This is a genomic window from Methylobacterium indicum (assembly GCF_017347565.1).
Classification (GTDB): Bacteria; Pseudomonadota; Alphaproteobacteria; order Rhizobiales; family Beijerinckiaceae; genus Methylobacterium; species Methylobacterium indicum.
Genome location: NZ_AP024145.1, coordinates 5,115,327 through 5,132,376, shown reverse-complemented (window position 1 = coordinate 5,132,376; position 17,050 = coordinate 5,115,327). Strand labels below are relative to the sequence as shown.

Genomic DNA, 17,050 nt, shown 5'->3' with positions numbered 1-17,050 from the left:
TAAGACGCGAGATCGAACACCTCGCCCGAGCCCATCCGCCGCTCCTCACGGCCCCGACCGCCCCGGATCGGTCAGCTGGATCGTCCAGCTCTTCTGCTCGCCCGTATCGACCTCGAAGAAGCCGTTGCGGTCGTAGCCGCGGGCCAGGCAATCCTCGACGCCCCGGATGGTGAACTCGCGGTCGCGGGTGCACATCAGGGAACGGCCGCTCCACTCGCCGCCACGGTCGTAGTCGACCGCGAAGACGTAGTAGAAGCGGGCGGCGAGCGCCCCCTTGAGCAGGGTCTCGCAGCCCTTGGCCGAGAGGTTCCACCAGCCCTCCGTCACCCAGCCGCCGGAATCCCGGTAGCCGAGCGCGATGCCGATGCGGCTGCCGGTCATGTTGCACATCCGCAGGTCCGCCCGCGCCGGCCCGGCCCCGAGCAGGGCGAGGAGCGGGAGCGAGAGCAGGGCGGCGCGGCGGGGGGAGAGGAAGTCAGCCAACCAGGATGATGCGGAGGTCATTGACGTTGGTGCGGGTGGGCCCGGGCCGGACGAGGTCGCCGATCCGGTCGAAGAACGGGGTCGAGTCGTTCTCTCCCAAGCTCGCCCCCGCGTCGAGCCCCGCCGCTGCCGCACGGGCGAGCGTCGTGGGGTCGATCATCGCGCCGGCCGGGTCGGTGGCCTCGCCGCGGCCGCCATCGGTGCCGTCGGTATCGGCCGAGAGCGCCGAGATGCCGGGGGCGCCGTCGAGGGCGAGCGCCAGCGCCAGCGCGTATTCCTGGTTCGGCCCGCCCTGGCCCTCGCCGCGGATCGTCACGGTCAGTTCGCCGCCGGAGATCAAGGCCACCTTGCGTCCGGCGGCCTTCATCTCGCGGGCGAGCGCCGCGTGGGCGGCCGCCACCTCGCGGGCCTCGCCCTCGAGATCGGCCCCGAGCAGAACCGGCTCGTAGCCGGCTTCGTGCGCCGCCGCGGCGGCGGCCTCGATCGCCTCGACCGGCCGGGCGATGATGCGAAACTCGCTGCGGGCGAAGGCCGGGTCGCCGGGCTTCGGGCTCTCGTTAGCGGGGTCGTTCAGCAGCGCCTCGGCGGAAGCCGGCAGGGGGATGCCGCGGCGGACGCAGATCGCCCTGGCATCGGCGAGCGTCGTCGGGTCCGGCACCGTCGGGCCCGAGGCGATCACCGCGGGATCGTCCCGGGGCACGTCGGAGATCGCCAGCGTCAGGATCCGGCCGGCATTGCGGGCGGCCCCCGCCAGGCGCCCGCCCTTGATGCGCGAGAGGTGCTTGCGCACGCAGTTGATCTCGTCGATCGCCGCGCCCGACCGCAGCAGCGCCCGGGTGATGCCCTGCTTCTCGGAGAGCGTCAGGGCGCCGGCCGGGGCGATCCAGTTGGCCGAGCCGCCGCCGGAGAGGAGCACCAGCACGAGGTCGTCCGGGCCGGCGGAGGCCGCGAGATCCAGCGCACGCTGCGTCGCCGCGATGCCGGCCTGGTCCGGCACCGGGTGGCCGGCTTCCACCACCTCGATCACCCCGGCGGGCTCGCCGTAGCCGTGGCGGGCTACCGCCAAGCCTTCGATGCGGGACGGATCGACGCCCTGCTCGCGGTAGTGCCGCTCGGCGAGGGCCGCCATGCTCGCCCCGGCCTTGCCGGCCCCGAGGATCACCAGCCGCCCGGCCGGCACGGGGGGCAGGTGCGGCACCAGGCAGCCGCGCGGGTGGGCGGCCGTGACGCCCGCATCGAGCAGGCGCAGCAGCAGGGCACGGGTCTCCGAGGGAAAGGCATCGGTCACGGGGCGGCTCCTCTGAAGGTCGTGGTCATGCGTCGGGCCGGCTTCGGGCCGGCCTCGTTCTCATCGGTCAGACTGGGGCCGTGCGGGCGCGCCGGGGGCGCGCGACCGCGATGCCGGCCAGGATCAGGCCGCCGCCGAGCCCCTGCAGGGGTCCGAGCGCCTCGCCCAGCACGAGCCAGGCCAGGAGGGCGGCGGCGATCGCCTCGAGGAAGATCACCAGGGAGGAAAAGCCCGCCGGCAGGCGCCCGAGCGCCACCGAGAGCAGCCCCTGGCCGCCGGCATGGCTGATCAGCGCGAGCGCCAGCAGGCCGGCGGCGGCCCCCGGGGACGTCGGCAGGAACGGCCGGGTCTCGAGGAGCGCGACGGCGCCGAGGAGCACCGGGGCGGTGACGCAGGAGGCCAGGAAGGTGACGCGGGCGGCGCCCAGGCCCCGGGCCCGGGCGCGCTCGACCGCCAGGAAATACAGGGCGAAGAAGAGCGCCGTGATCACCCCGTCCCGGTCGCCGGCGAGGCGGGCGGGATCGACCTGGACCGACTGCCCGACCAGGGCGGCCCCGCCGACGAGGCAGAGGGTAAGACCGGCGAGCGTGCGGCCGGCGGGCCGGCGGCGCAGGCCGATCCAGGCGAACAGAACCACGAAGACCGGCGCCGTGGTGGCGAAGAAGGTGGCGTTGGCCACCGTCGTGCCGAGGATCGCGAGGTGCCAGAACAGGAGGTCGCCCGAGAAGGCGAGGCCGGCGACGAGGGCCGAGGGGGTGAAGCCGCGGCGCAGATGCGGCGCCCGGGCCTCCTCCCAGCGCATCCAGGCCCAGAGCACCGGGAGCGCCAGGGCGACGCGCCAGAACGCGCTGGCGAAGGGCCCGACCTCCGGGCTGACGACCCGCACCAGGACCGGGGACAGCCCCATCGCCACCGCGCCGGCGACGAGGGCGGCGAGCGCCGGGCCGAGATCGGTCGAGGGAGCGGCCGCCGCGCCGGCGGCCGAAGGACCGGCCGCGAGGTCGGGCAGGGAGGTGCGGGACAGCGGCGGGGACATCGGCGGGCCTTCGCGCGGGGCGCTCCCGGTTTCGGGGGTCTGTCGGTCGTGTCCGTCACTATGGCATGTCGCGCCCGGCGTCACCGTATCGCACCGATGGAGGCCGCCCCGCCATTTGGGTATGGAGGGGGGCCGGATCCCGCCGCGCTCCTCGGAAGACCCGGCACGTCCCGCACGTCCTCCCCCAAAAGACCGATCGCCCGGATGACCGTCGCCCCTTCCCCCCGCCACCCGCCCCATCCCGTCGAGACGGTTCCCGGCGATCCCGGCTGCGGCCTGCTGCTCCTGTGCGACCACGCCTCGAACGCAGTGCCGCCGGACCTCGACAACCTCGGCGTCGCCGCCCCCCATTTCGAGCGGCACATCGCCTACGACATCGGGGCGGCGGCGGTGACCCGCGCCCTCGCCCGGCGGCTCGGGGCGCCGGCGCTCCTCACCACCTTCTCGCGCCTGATCATCGATCCCAATCGCGGCCGCACCGACCCGACCCTGGTGATGCGCCTCTCGGACGGGGCGATCGTGCCGGGCAACGCCCGGATCGGGCCCGACGGCGTCGCCGAGCGGCTGGCCCGGTTCTACGACCCCTACGACCACGCCATCGACGCCGCGGTCGCGGCCGCGATGCGGGCCGGGGCGCCGCCCGCCATCGTGACGGTGCACAGCTTCACCCCGGCCTGGCGCGGGGTGGCGCGGCCCTGGCAGGTCGGCATCCTGTGGGACCGGGACGACCGCCTCGCCGGACCGCTGATCGCGGGCCTGCGCGCCGACCCGGCCGGGTTCACGGTCGGCGACAACCAGCCCTATGGCGGCGGCCTGCCGGGCGACACGATCGACCGCCACGCCATGGCGCGGGGCCTGCCCAACGCCCTGATCGAGATCCGCCAGGACCTGATCGGCGACGCGGCCGGGGCGGAGGAGTGGGCCGCGCGCTTTTCCGCCCTGCTGGGGCCGTTGGTCGCCCGCGCTTGACCGGGCGGGAGACCGCCCCGACTTCACCGTTTGCGATCTGAGCGAGGATTTTCCGATGGACGGCATCGACGACACCACCCGCACCGAACTCGAGGCCGCGGTCTTCCGCCGCCTGGTGTCGCACCTGCAGGGTCGCACCGACGTGCAGAACATCGACCTGATGAATCTGGCGGGCTTCTGCCGCAACTGCCTGTCGAACTGGCTCAAGGACGCGGCCGATGCCCGCGGCCTGGCTCTCACCAAGGACCAGAGCCGCGAGCACGTCTACGGCATGCCCTACGACGAGTGGAAGGCGCGCCACCAGAACGAGGCCACCCCCGAGCAGACGGCGGCCTTCGCGGCGCGGGCGGAGAAGCATTGAGGGATCCCGCCCGCGCGCGGCGGGCGGAGAAGCGTCGAGGGGTTCCGCCCGGACAGGGGGGAGGCCAGCGGTCCGGGCCGCGCAAGAACTCGGTAAGGTTGCGCATCTATCAAGATCCGGGAAGGCGTGCCGCGAAGGCCGCCATCCGTCAGTGGGTTGGGGTGCCTGATGGCCGCGTCCGCCCGCGGCGGCACCGGGCCCATCGGCAAGGAGATTCGTGAATGAACGCGCACAGCATGCCGGATGCCGACGTCGCCTCGTCGGGCGTCGCCGCCGAGGAGCTCAAGCAGTTCATCGAGCGCATCGAGCGCCTGGAAGAAGAGAAGGCCGGCCTCCAGGGCGACATCAAGGACGTGATGCTGGAGCTCAAGGGCCGCGGCTTCGACGTGAAGGCGGTCCGCACCATCCTGCGCCTGCGCAAGAAGGACCATTCGGAGCGCCAGGAGGAGGAGGCCATCCTCGAGCTCTACATGCAGGCCCTCGGCATGGCGTAGGGCGCCGGCCTGGAGCATCGGCGTCGGGGCCGCGGGCTCGCGCCGCTCCGGTTCGCCGGACGACAGCGTCCGTCTCGCCCGCCCGATACGATTCAGGCGCGGATCGTCTCCTCGTCCCGCCAGCAGGGAGGGGAGACGATCCGCGCTTTTCCCGTCTCGGGAACTCACCGCCGCATCACCCCACCGACACGCCCGCACGGGGGAACCGACGCCGCGGGCCCGGACGTTTGGGACGGATGGAGACCGCGATACCCACGACGCCCCGCGCCGCGCCCCAAAGTGCGCCCCAGGTTGCGCCCCAGATTGCGCCCTTTGCCGCGCCCCTCGCCGCCGAGGGCTTCCGCTATGCCGACCTCGCCCCGGCGACGGACTTCCTGAGCGTCCTCGATGAGGCGCAGTACCGCCCGGTGCCGGACGGATGGTGGGTGGCGGTCACCGACGTGGTCGATTCCACCGGTGCCATCGCGGCGGGGCGCTACCGGGCGGTGAACTTCACCGGGGCGGCGGTGATCGCGGCCCTGCGCAACGCCCTGGAGCGGCGCGAACTGCCCTTCGTGTTCGGGGGCGACGGCGCGAGCGTGCTGGTCGCGCCCGACGAGGAGGAGGCGGCCCGGGCGGCGCTCGCCGCCACGGTGTCCTGGGCCCGCGACGCGATGGGGCTGTCCCTGCGCGCCGCCCTGGTGCCGGTCTCCGAGATCCGCGCCGCCGGCCACGCGGTCGCGGTGGCGCGCTACGCGCCCTCGCCGGACGTCGCCTACGCGATGTTCATGGGCGGGGGCCTCGCCTATGCCGAGCGCGCCCTGAAGCGCGGGCTCCACGCCGTCGCGCCGGCACCGGCCGGCACCCAGCCCGACCTCACCGGCCTGACCTGCCGGTTCGAGCCGACCCGGGCCCGGCACGGCCTGATCCTGTCCGTCCTCGTGGTCGCCGCCGAGGGCGCCGACCGGGCGGCGGCCCGTGCGGCGATCGCCGACGTGGTGCGGCTCGCCGGTGAGGCGCCGGCCCGCGGCCATCCGCTGCCGCCGGGCGGGCCGCGCCTGCGCTGGCCGCCGCCGGGCCTCGCCCACGAGGTGCGGGCGCGGGGACCGCTCAAGGGATCGCTGGCGCTGCGCCGCCTGCACGTCCTGGGCGCGACGCTCGTCGGCCACCTGATCTTCCGCCTGGGCCTCAGGGTCGGCGGCTTCTCGGCGCCGCGCTACATCGGCGAACTGGTCGCCAACACCGATTTCCGGAAATACGACGACGGCCTGCGCATGACCCTCGATTGCAGCCCCGCGCTCGCGGCGCGGATCGAGGCGCGGCTGGAGGAGGCGGAGGCGGCGGGCCTCGTGCGGTTCGGCCTGCACCGCCAGGGCGCGGCGCTCACCACCTGCATCACCCCGGTGGCGGCGTTGCGCGACCACGTCCACTTCGTCGACGGCGAGGACGGGGGCTACGCCCGGGCCGCCCAGATGCTCAAGGCGAAGTCCGCCGCGAGGATCGTGGAAGGTCTCCCGCCCGAAGTCCTGCCACCCGAAGTCCTGCCACCCGAAGTCCTCCCGTCCAAAGAGGCATTGAAAGCCGGGGAGGCAGCGAGCAACCTGGCCGACGGCGCACCGACCGAGGCCGAATCGGCCAAGGTCACGGCTCGCGGGGCAGCGGTTTGAGGCGTGAGCGTGACTGCGTTCCGCGCGGGCAGGCGATCGGTCGCATCCCACCCTTGCGTCATGAGAAGGGACTTGGTGAGGAGACTCACCGTATATCCCGCCTTTCCGATTCGAACTGGAACAGAGCCCCTTTGGAAATGAACGACGCGGTGTGGACGGCTGAGGCGACCGAGAAGGCGGTCGCGCTGTGGATCGAGGGACGTGACCCGGCGGAGATCGCCGGCGTGATCGGCACGTCGGTGACCGACGTGATCGGCCGGGTGGCGCAGGCCGCCCTGGCGCGCCAGCAGGCCAAGGCGGAGGCCCGGAACGAGGCGGCCGCCCTAGCCAAGCCTGAGGTTGCCAAGCCTGAGGTTGCCAGGCCGGAAGCCCCGGCACAGGCCGTCGCCTCCGTGCGGGCGGAGCCGACGCCGTCGGTCAAGACGGCGGCCAAGGTCGAGCCGGTGAACGCCCCGGCCGCCGCGGCCGAGCCCGCCAAGGCTCCGGCCCCCCGGATCCTGCCGTCGCGGATCCTGCCTTCCACCCTCCAGCCGGCCGCGGCCGCGCCGGCCCGGGTGCTGATGTCCAGGGCCGAACCCGCGAAGGCGGAACCCGCGAAGACCGCGCCGGTCGCCGCCGTGAAGCCGGCTCCCGCCAAGGTGCTGGCGTCCAAGCCTGCCGTCGCCAAGCCGGCCGCCACCAAGCCGGCCGAGGCCGCACCGGCGGCCAAACCGGCGCCGGTCGCGCCGCAGCCTGCCCGCGCCGAGGCGCCGGTGATGGGCGCGCGCGCCCTCGAGGAGGCCACCCGGGCGTTCCTCGCCGCCAACAAGGCCCCGGCACCGGCCCGCAAGGCACCGCCCGTCGCGAAGGCCGCGAGCCCCGTCGCGGCGAAGCCGCCGGTCGCCCCCAAGCCGGCGGTCGCCGCCTCGCCCGTCGCCGGGCCGGCCACGGCGCAGCCCGAGGCGCCGCGGGTGCAGGCCCCGCTGCCGCGCGCCGTCGAGGCGCCGGAGCCGGTCGCGGCCCCCGTGCTGATCGAGCCGCCGTCCGAGGGCAGCGTCGTCGCCCTGCCGATGTCCCGCCGGGTGCCGGCGGCCGCGGCCGATGGCGGCGAGGGCGTTCTGTTCCTGAAGGCCGGCCTCCTCGATTGCACCTTCCCGCTCTGGGCCGACGGCGACGGCACCGCGATCGAGACCAAGCGGGTCTGCGGCTGCCGGGTGCTCACCGGCAAGCGCTGGTGCCGCACCCACTACGCGACGGTGTTCGAGCCGCCGAAGCGCCCGATGCGGGCGGCCTGATCCGGCACCGGGCCCCCCCGCGGGGCCCGGATATCGATCATCCGGGCAGCACCACCATCACGTCGGGCTCGCGCCCGGTGGCGAGGTGTCCCTGGACGCGGCGCCCCTCGAGATCGACGACCGCGATCCGGTCGTCCTCCAGGGCCGCGAAGGCGAGGGGGCTCGACGGGTGGCGGGCCAGCGCCACCGGCGCACCGCCCAGCGGCACGACCGCCATCTCCTTGAGCGCGGGATCGAGCAGCGACAGGCTCTTCTCGGCGTAGTTCGCCAGGATCAGGTCGCCCTCCGGCCCGCAATCGACCCGCACCACGTCGCCGCGGGTCGGCACGCTGCGGGTCACCGTCATCGCCTCGGCGGCGAGCGCGGTGAGCGTACCGCTGCGGCGGTTGGCGACGTAGAGCGTCGCCTCGTCGGGAGAGAGCGCGTTGCCCTCCGGCCACAGGCCGGTCGCGGCGAGTCGCGGGCCTTCCGCCGGCGCGAAGGGCCGGACCCGGCTCACGGTGTTCGACAGGATGTTGGCGACGTAGGCCGTCTCGCCGTCCCGCGACAGGGAGAAGAGGTGGCCCTTGATGCCCCCGGTCGGGACCGCCCGATCCGGGCGCTCGGCACGCTCCGGCGCATCGATGCCGAGGAGCACGTCGCGGTCCTCGCTCAGCACGAGCAGACGGTCCTTCGCGTCGAGGCGGATGCCGTGCAGGCGCCGGAACGGCGCGCAGTCGATGGTGCGGGACAGGCTCTGGGCCGCGAGGTCGACGACGTAGACCGCATCGCCCCCCGGTCCCGGCGTGGTCGAGGACTTGGCGCCGTAGAGCGCCACGTAGGCGTGCATCCCGGCCCGGTCGACGACGAATTCGTGCGGGTACTCCCCCGGCAGCGCGACGCGTCCGGTGCGCCGGCCGCTGGCGAGCGCGTAGAAGCTCAGGGCGCGGTCGCCCTTCTCCATCACCACGAGGGTATCGGAGCGGCCGGCCGCGCCCTGGGCGGGGGTATTCTGGGCGGGCGCGCCCTGCGCGCGGGCGGGGCCGGTCAGCGGGCCGAAGGCGAGGGCGGCGAGACCCGACAGGCAGAGACGGCGGTCGATGGCGGGGGGCATGGTGGTTCCTCGATCGTCCCCGACACAACCCCGCCGTGACGCGGCGGTTCGCGCCGCCCGTGCGCGGTGACGGCCCCGGACGTGGCGGGTGCGCCACACCGGCCGGTGAACGCGGCCGCGCCTGCCGAAGGTCGCAGCACCGTCATGGAATAACGGCCAGCCTCCGGCATATCTGCCGCGAGGATCCGGCCATGTCTCACACCACCCGCCCGCGGTCGCGCTCGCCCTGGCCGCTCGCCGCTCTCCTGCTCGCCTGCGCGAGCCTGCCCGCCCTGGCGATCGACGGCCCGCCCGGCCCGTTCGGCGAGACGCTGACCATCGACGAGAAGGGCATCACCCTGAAGTTTCCCGACGACGCCGCGACCTTGCGGATCGGCGGGCGGCTCCAGCTCGATTTCGGCACCGGGCGGGTGCAGCAGCGCGGCTTCGGCACGGTGTTCGACACGCCCATCGCCGTGCGCCGCTCCTGGATCGAGAGCACCTTGACCCTGGGCAAGGAGCTGGAGCTCGCCTTCCAGTACGATTTCGCCGAGCCGAACCGGCCGATCAACGACGCGGTCGTCGCCTACAAGGGCTTCAAGGACGTCATCGTGGCGATCGGCAACATGAAGGAGCCGTTCAGCCTCAACCAGCTGATCTCCGACAACAACACCTTGTTCACCGAGCGCTCGCTGGCCGACGCCTTCGCGCCCGCGCGCAATTTCGGCTTTGCCGTCGGCACCCACGGCGAGCGCTGGACCGCGGTCACGAGCGTGTTCGGCGGCAACATCAACAACGCCGCCATCGGCGATCAGGGCATCGCCTCGACCACCCGCGTCACCTATGCGCCGTGGCTCAGCCAGGACGGGTACGAGGTCCTCCATTTCGGGCTCGCCGGCAGCTACCGCTCGCTGCCGAACGACGGCAGCGCGCTCACCCTGTCGAGCCGCTCCGAGGCTTTTCTGTTCGCGCGGCAATTCGTGAATACCGGCGGCATCCGCGATGCGGCGAGCATCGGCCGCGTCGGGCTCGAGGCTGCCTGGCAATCCGGCCCGTTCCGGATCCAGGCCGAGTACATCCTGACCGAGATCGGCCGCTTCGGCGGCGCGCCGTCCCTGAGCTTCCAGGGCGGCTACATCCAGGCTGGCCTGCTCCTCAACGGCAAGGGGCGGCGCTACGCGATCGCCCCGAACTACGCCACCGAATACGCGGTGTTCGGCGGCGTGCAGGTCGAGGAGGCGCAGCGCGTCAGCCGCGGCGGCACCGGGGTGTTCGAGCTGGGCCTGCGCTACAGCGCCATCGACCTCGAGGACCGGGCGATCCGCGGCGGCATCGAGCAGGACTTCACCGCCGGCGTGAACTGGTACCCGGACCGCAACATCCGCTTCGTGTTCGACTACGTCCGCTCCCACACCTCGCCCTCACCGGCGAGCCTGAACTTCAACCGCCGGACGATCGACGCGGACGCGTTCATCGGACGGGCGCAGCTGTATTGGTGAGATTTTTGCCACCTATTCGCGGAGCGGTGGCGGATGGCGGCCGCCTCGACCCCCGATCATCCGCACACTCGCGAAGTGCGGCTTCATGCCAAGCACTCGTCTTGGCCCCACCAGAGAACGTCACGATCGCGCTGCAATTGCGAAGCTCTCTAGGTCTTTGATTGTACCGCATCTTATTTCGACGAACCGGCATCCACTTCGTCAAAAAAATACTCTGGAGCCTTTCATCCATCGCTCCGAGCGGCTTGCCGCTCCACGAACCGTCGCATCTTCTTGCGCGCCTGTCGATCGGCTTTGGTCACGCTGTCGAGGATCGGCAGATGGCGATCCGCGCTCGAGGCCGCTGCGTAGGGCGCGGCGAGCGGCCGGAACGTCAGATCCGTGAAGTCGGCCAGAAGACGCGAGCGCGCGACCACGTCACCCGCATCGAAAGCGGCGGGCAGGTCGTCGGCCATGCAGCGCAGAAGACGCCCCCCCGCGCAAGGAGCAAATCGCCAGTTCCATCGAAGGCGGTCCAGCCGACGCCCGCAAGCGGAACACGCCGGTTACCCCGCACCAACTCGACGCACCGCTCCCATCGCCATGGTTGGCGAGCCTCATCCGCCTTCCAGGAGGCAAGGAGCCCGAATCCGAATGGCCCATCGCAAGTCATGGCTTGCGTCGGAGAGGGCGAGCCCGTGCCCTCGATCATGCGCCACGCATGTGGATCCCGGCTGCTTGCATGTGCGATCCGCTCATCGGTCGCCGGACCGGGCGGGAGGAGGGAGAAGCCCTTGGGCATGCTGAAGCCGGGGCCGGGCGAGGCAGGCCAAGCGCCATGATAGAGGGCGAAGGTCCGCTCCGACAGGAACGTGCCGCCGCCGCCCCACGTATCGCCCTTGGGCCAGAGCGCGAGTGCAGTGAAGTACGGCGGACGCGAGAGCACCGTCCACGTCGAGAAGGGCGGCCGGAACGAGCCCATGAAGGTCAGCAGGTGCGCGCCATCGGGCGCCAGGGATGAGCGGTCGGGATAGACACTCCCCTTGAACCACTGCCCGATCTCGAATGTGTCGTGCGCGCGATCCCAGCGGATCAGGCAGGTCTGCCTGGACGGTCCCCGCCGATAGATGACTGCGACGCGCGAAGCCGCAGCGAGGAGACAGTTGAGCGAGCAGTGCCTGTGAGATGCCGCTTGGTCCATCGCCCTCTCGTACTGTCCGTGACCCCTCACCGGGGATTTCGTCACCGGGGATCATGGCAACGCAGCCCCCTCCTGCCCGATCGACAGGAATCACCGGTTCGGGCCGGCGGTCCGGAAAGCGCGCGGACGCCTTACGGCACCGCCGCGAACTTCGCCGCCAGGAAAAACGGCCTCGCCGGCTGGGGCGAGGCGGCGAGGGTGAGGCGGGAGGGCTCCTCCGCCAGGCGCAGGCGCGAGAACGGCGAGGGCTCGGTCTCGATCATCGGCAAGGGCACGAAGGCGACCGGCACGAAGGCCGCCGCGACCTGGATCGGATGGATCGGGGCGGGCGGGCGGCGGCGGGCCGGCACCACCACCACCTCGCGCCCGGCGAGGGCCAGGGCCTCGGGCCGGCTGACGTCGCCGAGGCCGGCCGGCACGATGAAGGCCGCGAACGGGCTCGCCGCCGGGCTCGGGTCGGCCGCGTAGGCGGTGGCGCCCGTCACGGTGGCGGTCGTCGCGGCCGCGTTCGTCATCGGGGCCGTCGCCCCGGTGACCGAGGCGCCGAAGGCCGAGGCGCGCTTGATCAGTGCGGTGAAGCTCGGGTGCTGGCCGCCATCGGCGTAGGTGGTGCGCACCGCCTCGATCCCGCCCTCGACCAGGGCCTGGATGCGGGCCTCTTCCTCGCCGCGCCGCGCCACCGCCTGGGCCTCGAGGGCCGGGTCGGGGTAGGGGGCAAAGACGTAGCGGCCGGCCTCGACGGTCACCAGCGGCTCGCGGCCCGTCGCCTCGAACCGGTCCGAGCCCTCCTTGAGCTGGCGCCAGAAGGCGATGTACCGGTCGGTGCGGTGGCGCGCCATGGCCCGCGCCGTCATGCGGAACGGGAAGGCCTGGAACTGGAACGCCGCCTGCCCGCCGGCCAGCGCGTCGCGCACCAGGGCGTAGATCTCGCCGACCTGCCGGTCGGTCATGGCGAAGCAGCCGGCCGACGAGCAGGTGCCGTGCACCATCAGGGCCGAGCCGGTGCCCCCATGCGCCCGGTCGTAGGCGTTGGGGTAGCCGATGTCGAAGGAGAGGTAGTAGGCCGAGTTCGGGTTCAGCTGGCGGGCCGCGACGGTGTAGAATCCCTCGGGCGACTGGCGGTCGCCGGTGCGGGTCTTGGGGCCGAGCTGGCCCGACCAGCGGCAGATCGGAAAGGTCTTGAGGTGGACGTAGCGGCCGTCCGCCGCCCGCTTCCACACCTCGATCTCGGATTCCTGCTTGTAGGCCCGCAGCAGCACCGGCGCCGACGGCGCCATGGCGCGCGCCGCCATCAGGCCGAGCGTGGCCGGGGGCACGGGGGCAAGGTGCTTGGGGGCCGCCTCGGCGGGTCGGCCGGCCGTCCCCAGGAGGGCCGCCAGGCACAGGATCGTCCGTCCTCGCACGCCCATCCCCCGGAATCCTCCTCGCCCGGCCCCGTGCCTGCCACGGCAATGTGGCGGTTTTCGCGCGCCAGCACCGCCGCGTCCCGACCGCCCGCGGCCTGGCGGACCGGGCATCCGTGGCATTCGCAGGATTTCGTTAAGCGCCCGTTCGCGGCCGGACGGGCAGCATCCGGTGTTCGATCCTGACGCGGGGCGCCCGTCCCGGCAGGACCGCGAGAGGCAGGAGGCCGCCATGCCCGGGGGCGAACCGCGCCGGCTGCGGCTGGTGGACGACAGGCAGGGAGGGGACGGGGAGCGGCCGCTGCCGGGAGAGGCCGGGCGGCAGCGTCTCACCGCCCTGCGCGGCCAGTTGCGCAACCACCTCGCCGCCCTGCGGCAGGACCCGATCGACGCGGGGCCGCGCGCGAGCCCCGAGGAGGCGGAGACGGCGGCGATGCTCTGCCGGCTCGCGGCCGAGGTGACGCAGCTCGCCGAGGGCTGGGATCGCCTCGCGGCGGCGGTCTCCGCCCTGTCGGCGGGTGACGAGGTGCCGCCGGAGGAGTAGGGTCGGGGCCTTCCCGCCGGCAGATTCCGACCGACCATGGCCCCGACCATCAAGCTGCGACCGCTGGAACGCGAGGACCTTCTCTTCGTGCACCAGCTCAACAACAACGACAGCATCATGCGCTACTGGTTCGAGGAGGCCTACGAGTCCTTCGCCGAGCTGGCGCAGCTCTACGAGCGCAACATCCACAACCAGACCGAGCGGCGCTTCATCATCGCGACGCCGGAGAACGAGCGCGCCGGGCTGGTCGAGCTCGTCGAGATCAACCACCTGCACCGGTCCTGCGAGTTCCAGATCGCGATCCATCCGTCGTTCCAGGGCCGCGGCTACGCCTTGCGGGCGACGCAGATCGCCATGGATTACGCCTTCAAGGTGCTCAACATCCACAAGCTCTACCTGCACGTCGACAAGGACAACCGGCGCGCCATCGGCATCTACGAGGCCTGCGGCTTCGAGACCGAGGGCACCCTGCGCGACGAGTTCTTCGTGAACGGCAAGTACCGCGACGCGGTGCGGATGTGCATGTTCCAGCCGGCCTATCTCGCCCGGCGCGGCGGCGGCGACGTCAACGAGCCGGTGCTGAAGACCTGACACCCGGTTGGACCCGATCCCCCCATGCGTGGCGCGGGGGCGGAATGCGGCACCGGGCCCCTGGCGCGGAGCGGCCCGCCTCCCTTATTGAGGGGCCCGACCCGGAGCCCCCAGAACCTTGCTGCGCGAGACCTACCACATCGAGATCGTCGGCCCCGAGGACGCGCCGGTGCAGCGCGCCTCGGTCCGCACCGCCGGCCTCGAGGCCGCCCGCGAGCGGGCGTTGCGCCTCTTCCGCCGCGCCCGGGTGCCCCAGCGCTCCGGCCCCGCCGCCGAGGCGGTGCGCATCGTCGACGGCGCCGGCACCGAGGTGTTTCGCTGGAGCGTGTGGGACGAGGGCACGGGGCGGGGCAGGGGATAGAGCAGCGCCCGATCACGCCGCAATCGCACGCCGCGCTAGATCCTTGATTTTATACCATTTTCCGACGAGCCGGCATCCGCCTCGTCGGAAAATGCTCGTGGGCCTCATCCCTCCGGCGCCGCCGGCACCGGCCCGCCCGCCACCTCGCGGCGCGGCTGGAGCAGCAGCGCGATCAGCCCCGTCCATCCGGTCTGGTGCGCCGCCCCCAGGCCCGCCCCGGTGTCGCCGTGGAAGTATTCGTGGAACGGGACGTGATCGCGAAAATGCGGGTCGTCCTGGAAGAGCGGGTTGTCGCCCAGGACCGGGCGGCGGCCGTCGGGGCCGCGCAGCACCAGGCGGGTGAGGCGGGCCGACAGCTCGTCGGCGATCTCCGGCAGGGCGAGGTACCGGCCCGAGCCCGCCGGGCACTCGATCGTGAAGTCGGGGCCGTGGAAGCGGCCGAACTCGGTGAGCGCCTCGACCAGCAGGAAGTTGATCGGCAGCCAGATCGGCCCGCGCCAGTTCGAGTTGCCGCCGAAGACGGCGGTGGTCGATTCCGCCGGCTCGTAATCGACCGCGAAGGTCTCTCCGTCCCAGGGGAATCGGAACGGCGCCGCCGCATGCGCCTTCGAGACCGAGCGCACGCCGTGGGGCGAGAGGAACTCGGTCTCGTCGAGCATCCGGCGCAGGAGCGCCTTCATGCGGTGGCGGCGCAGCAGCGAGAGCAGCACCCGGTTGCCGCGGCCCGGCTCCTCCCAGCGCGAGACCTGGGCGGCGAGGTCGGGGCGGTGGGTGAGCAGCCAGCGGGCGCGCCGGGCGAAGGCCGGGAAGCGCTCCGAAAAGTCCTCGTCCAGCACCTCGACGGCGCAGAGCGGGATCAGCCCGACGAGGGATCGCACCCTGAGCGGCACCTGGCGGCCGCCGGGCAGGCTCAAGACGTCGTAGTAGAACTCGTCGGTCTCGTCCCACAGGCCGGTCCCGTTGCCGCCGACATGAGTCATCGCCTCGGCGATGGTCAGGAAGTGCTCGAAGAACTTGGTGGCGATGTCCTCGTAGACCGGATCCTCGACAGCGAGTTCGAGAGCGATCCGCATCAGGTTGAGGCTGTACATCGCCATCCAGGCGGTACCGTCGGCCTGGTCGAGGGTGCCGCCGGTGGGGAGCCTGGCCGAGCGGTCGAAGATGCCGATATTGTCGAGCCCGAGGAAGCCGCCCTGGAAGACGTTGCGGTCGCCGGCATCCTTGCGGTTCACCCACCAGGTGAAGTTCAGCATCAGCTTGTGGAAGACCCGTTCCAGGAAGGCGCGGTCGGGCTTGCCCGTCATCGCCTGGTCCATGCGGTAGACCCGGAGCGCCGCCCAGGCATGGACCGGCGGGTTCACGTCGCCGAAGGCCCATTCATAGGCCGGCAACTGCCCGTTCGGATGCATGTACCATTCGCGGGTGAGCAGGATCAGCTGGCCCTTGGCGAAGGCCGGGTCGATCAGCGCGAAGGTCACGCAGTGGAAGGCGAGGTCCCAGGCCGCGTACCAGGGATATTCCCACTTGTCCGGCATCGAGACGATGTCGGCGTTGTTCAGATGCGTCCAGTCGCTGTCGCGGCCGTGGCGGCGGGATTCCGGCGGGGCCGGCTGGGCGGGATCGCCGGCAAGCCAGCGCCGGACGTCGAAATGGTAGAACTGCTTCGACCATAGCATGCCGGCGAGCGCCTGGCGCTGGACGAGGCGGGCATCCGGGTCGGCGATGTCGCGCTGGAGCGCGGCGTAGAAGGCGTCGGCCTCGGCCAGCCGCTGCGCCATCACGGCGTCGAAGGCGGCGGGGTCGCGCAAATCCGGGCCCGCCTCGGGGCTCAGGCGGAATCGTAGCGTGACGGTGCCGCCGGCCGGGACCGTCAGCCGCGTCCAGGCGGCGCATTTGGTGCCCTCGGCGAGGGGGTTCACCGCCTCGTGCCGGCCCTCGACGATCCGGTCGTTGATCGCGTCCTTCGGGTGGGCCGGGCCGGGCGTGCCGAAGAGCCGCCGCGTGTTGGTCTCGTTCTCGCAGAACAGGAACTCGGCCGGCTGGAGGCTCGCGAAGCGCAGGGCCGGGGCACGCCCGCGGGTCGCCGCGACGGCGCCGGTCTCGGTCAGGCGCAGCAGCGGGCGGGGCTGCTCGGCCTCCCAGGATTCGCGCCCCCACGACCAGGTGTTGCGGGCGACGACCTGCGGCAGGACGTGGAGGTCGGCGGCTTGCCGCCCGCGATTGACGAGGGTCACCCGCATCAGGATGTCGTCGGGGGCGGCCTTGGCATATTCCACGGTCACGTCGTGGTAGCGCCCGCCTTCGAACACGCCGGTATCAGCAATCTCGTATTCGGGGAGGTTCTTACCCTTGCGCCGGGCATTCTCGGCGACGAGGTCGGCATAGGGGTAGGGGGCGTGCGGATACTTGTAGAGCATCCGCATGTACGAATGCGTCGGGGTCCCGTCGAGGTACCACCACAGTTCCTTGACGTCCTCGCCGTGGTTGCCCTCGTCGTTGGTGAGCCCGAACATCCGCTCCTTCAGGATCGGGTCGCGGCCGTTCCACAGGGCGAGCGACAGGCACCAGAGCTGGCGGTCGTCGCTGAAGCCCGCGATGCCGTCCTCGCCCCAGCGATAGGCGCGGGAGCGGGCGTGGTCGTGGGGCAGGTAGTCCCAGGCGGTGCCGCCTTCGCTGTAATCCTCCCGCACCGTGCCCCATTGCCGCTCGCTCAGGTACGGCCCCCAGCGATGCCAGCCCTCCGTCTCGACGGCGGCGAGGCGGCGGCCCTCCGCGGTGTCGGTGAGGCAGGCCGTGGAAGAGGCGGGCATGGTGGGGTCTCCAGTCACAGCGATCTAAAAATTTCGGAG

Annotated in this window: 16 protein-coding genes; 9 read left to right on the top strand and 7 right to left on the bottom strand. The window is 72.5% G+C overall.

The features are described 5' to 3' along the window. Positions 1–45: 45 nt before the first annotated feature. The 3 genes from miv_RS23820 to miv_RS23810 form a co-directional block, all read right to left on the bottom strand. Positions 46–504: a DUF1036 domain-containing protein gene (locus tag miv_RS23820; RefSeq protein WP_082173743.1), complete on the bottom strand. Its 459-nt coding sequence runs from the start codon at positions 502–504 to the stop codon at positions 46–48. Beyond that, the gene (locus tag miv_RS23815) at positions 476–1,771 is read right to left on the bottom strand and encodes a glycerate kinase type-2 family protein (RefSeq protein ID WP_207179291.1); all 1,296 of its coding nucleotides are present in this window, start codon (positions 1,769–1,771) and stop codon (positions 476–478) included. The genes miv_RS23820 and miv_RS23815 overlap by 29 nt, the downstream gene beginning before the upstream one ends. Positions 1,772–1,838: 67 nt before the next feature. Further along, positions 1,839–2,807 (bottom strand): DMT family transporter, encoded by a 969-nt coding sequence (locus miv_RS23810; protein WP_207179289.1) that lies wholly within the window; start codon positions 2,805–2,807, stop codon positions 1,839–1,841. A 204-nt stretch (positions 2,808–3,011) separates the two neighbouring features. Between miv_RS23810 and miv_RS23805 the strand changes: the two genes are divergently transcribed. From miv_RS23805 to miv_RS23785, 5 genes are all read left to right on the top strand, one after another. Then, entirely contained in the window at positions 3,012–3,776 is a 765-nt protein-coding gene (locus miv_RS23805; RefSeq protein ID WP_207179288.1) for an N-formylglutamate amidohydrolase, read from the top strand. Positions 3,777–3,831: 55 nt separating this feature from the next. After that, positions 3,832–4,137, top strand: a complete 306-nt coding sequence (locus miv_RS23800; RefSeq protein WP_058619527.1) for a DUF1244 domain-containing protein — start codon at positions 3,832–3,834, stop codon at positions 4,135–4,137. A gap of 236 nt (positions 4,138–4,373) precedes the next feature. Beyond that, positions 4,374–4,631: a DUF2312 domain-containing protein gene (locus miv_RS23795; RefSeq protein ID WP_236012505.1), complete on the top strand. Its 258-nt coding sequence runs from the start codon at positions 4,374–4,376 to the stop codon at positions 4,629–4,631. Between the two features lie 236 nt (positions 4,632–4,867). Then, complete coding sequence (locus miv_RS23790; protein WP_207179286.1) at positions 4,868–6,277, top strand: DUF3095 domain-containing protein; 1,410 nt, start codon at positions 4,868–4,870, stop codon at positions 6,275–6,277. Between the two features lie 137 nt (positions 6,278–6,414). Further along, entirely contained in the window at positions 6,415–7,551 is a 1,137-nt protein-coding gene (locus miv_RS23785) for a hypothetical protein (RefSeq protein ID WP_207179285.1), read from the top strand. 37 nt (positions 7,552–7,588) lie between these two features. Here miv_RS23785 and miv_RS23780 read toward each other — a convergent pair whose 3' ends face one another. Beyond that, positions 7,589–8,644, bottom strand: coding sequence for a YncE family protein (locus tag miv_RS23780; protein WP_207179283.1), 1,056 nt, complete (start codon positions 8,642–8,644; stop codon positions 7,589–7,591). A gap of 191 nt (positions 8,645–8,835) precedes the next feature. Between miv_RS23780 and miv_RS23775 the strand changes: the two genes are divergently transcribed. Next, complete coding sequence (locus miv_RS23775) at positions 8,836–10,122, top strand: OprO/OprP family phosphate-selective porin (protein WP_244748670.1); 1,287 nt, start codon at positions 8,836–8,838, stop codon at positions 10,120–10,122. Positions 10,123–10,346: 224 nt separating this feature from the next. Here miv_RS23775 and miv_RS23770 read toward each other — a convergent pair whose 3' ends face one another. Both miv_RS23770 and miv_RS23765 read right to left on the bottom strand, forming a co-directional pair. Continuing rightward, positions 10,347–10,577, bottom strand: coding sequence for a hypothetical protein (locus miv_RS23770; RefSeq protein ID WP_207179282.1), 231 nt, complete (start codon positions 10,575–10,577; stop codon positions 10,347–10,349). 856 nt (positions 10,578–11,433) lie between these two features. Then, a complete protein-coding gene (locus tag miv_RS23765; protein WP_207179280.1) occupies positions 11,434–12,711 on the bottom strand; it encodes a L,D-transpeptidase family protein in 1,278 nt (425 codons plus the stop codon). 226 nt (positions 12,712–12,937) lie between these two features. On the opposite strand from miv_RS23765, the gene miv_RS23760 reads away from it, so the two are divergent. The 3 genes from miv_RS23760 to miv_RS23750 all read left to right on the top strand — a co-directional run bounded on the left by miv_RS23760 (position 12,938) and on the right by miv_RS23750 (position 14,201). Continuing rightward, positions 12,938–13,249: a hypothetical protein gene (locus miv_RS23760; RefSeq protein ID WP_207179277.1), complete on the top strand. Its 312-nt coding sequence runs from the start codon at positions 12,938–12,940 to the stop codon at positions 13,247–13,249. 36 nt (positions 13,250–13,285) lie between these two features. Continuing rightward, positions 13,286–13,840 carry a spermidine N1-acetyltransferase gene (gene speG / locus miv_RS23755; RefSeq protein WP_048435413.1) on the top strand — a complete coding sequence of 185 codons (555 nt, stop codon included), beginning with the start codon at positions 13,286–13,288 and terminating at the stop codon, positions 13,838–13,840. 121 nt (positions 13,841–13,961) lie between these two features. Continuing rightward, entirely contained in the window at positions 13,962–14,201 is a 240-nt protein-coding gene (locus tag miv_RS23750) for a hypothetical protein (RefSeq protein ID WP_207183609.1), read from the top strand. 104 nt (positions 14,202–14,305) lie between these two features. Here miv_RS23750 and miv_RS23745 read toward each other — a convergent pair whose 3' ends face one another. Beyond that, on the bottom strand, positions 14,306–17,011 hold the full coding sequence (locus miv_RS23745) for an MGH1-like glycoside hydrolase domain-containing protein (RefSeq protein ID WP_207179275.1): 2,706 nt from the start codon (positions 17,009–17,011) through the stop codon (positions 14,306–14,308). Positions 17,012–17,050 lie beyond the last annotated feature (39 nt).

Excerpts from the sequence above, each read along its gene's own strand:
- speG (WP_048435413.1), top strand. The coding sequence starts at position 13,286 with ATGGCCCCGACCATCAAGCTGCGACCGCTGGAACGCGAGGACCTTCTC.
- miv_RS23790 (WP_207179286.1), top strand. The coding sequence starts at position 4,868 with ATGGAGACCGCGATACCCACGACGCCCCGCGCCGCGCCCCAAAGTGCG.
- miv_RS23800 (WP_058619527.1), top strand. The coding sequence starts at position 3,832 with ATGGACGGCATCGACGACACCACCCGCACCGAACTCGAGGCCGCGGTC.
- miv_RS23770 (WP_207179282.1), bottom strand. The coding sequence starts at position 10,577 with ATGGCCGACGACCTGCCCGCCGCTTTCGATGCGGGTGACGTGGTCGCG.
- miv_RS23810 (WP_207179289.1), bottom strand. The coding sequence starts at position 2,807 with ATGTCCCCGCCGCTGTCCCGCACCTCCCTGCCCGACCTCGCGGCCGGT.
- miv_RS23805 (WP_207179288.1), top strand. The coding sequence starts at position 3,012 with ATGACCGTCGCCCCTTCCCCCCGCCACCCGCCCCATCCCGTCGAGACG.
- miv_RS23765 (WP_207179280.1), bottom strand. The coding sequence starts at position 12,711 with ATGGGCGTGCGAGGACGGACGATCCTGTGCCTGGCGGCCCTCCTGGGG.
- miv_RS23785 (WP_207179285.1), top strand. The coding sequence starts at position 6,415 with ATGAACGACGCGGTGTGGACGGCTGAGGCGACCGAGAAGGCGGTCGCG.
- miv_RS23795 (WP_236012505.1), top strand. The coding sequence starts at position 4,374 with ATGCCGGATGCCGACGTCGCCTCGTCGGGCGTCGCCGCCGAGGAGCTC.
- miv_RS23780 (WP_207179283.1), bottom strand. The coding sequence starts at position 8,644 with ATGCCCCCCGCCATCGACCGCCGTCTCTGCCTGTCGGGTCTCGCCGCC.
- miv_RS23760 (WP_207179277.1), top strand. The coding sequence starts at position 12,938 with ATGCCCGGGGGCGAACCGCGCCGGCTGCGGCTGGTGGACGACAGGCAG.
- miv_RS23745 (WP_207179275.1), bottom strand. The coding sequence starts at position 17,011 with ATGCCCGCCTCTTCCACGGCCTGCCTCACCGACACCGCGGAGGGCCGC.
- miv_RS23775 (WP_244748670.1), top strand. The coding sequence starts at position 8,836 with ATGTCTCACACCACCCGCCCGCGGTCGCGCTCGCCCTGGCCGCTCGCC.
- miv_RS23820 (WP_082173743.1), bottom strand. The coding sequence starts at position 504 with ATGACCTCCGCATCATCCTGGTTGGCTGACTTCCTCTCCCCCCGCCGC.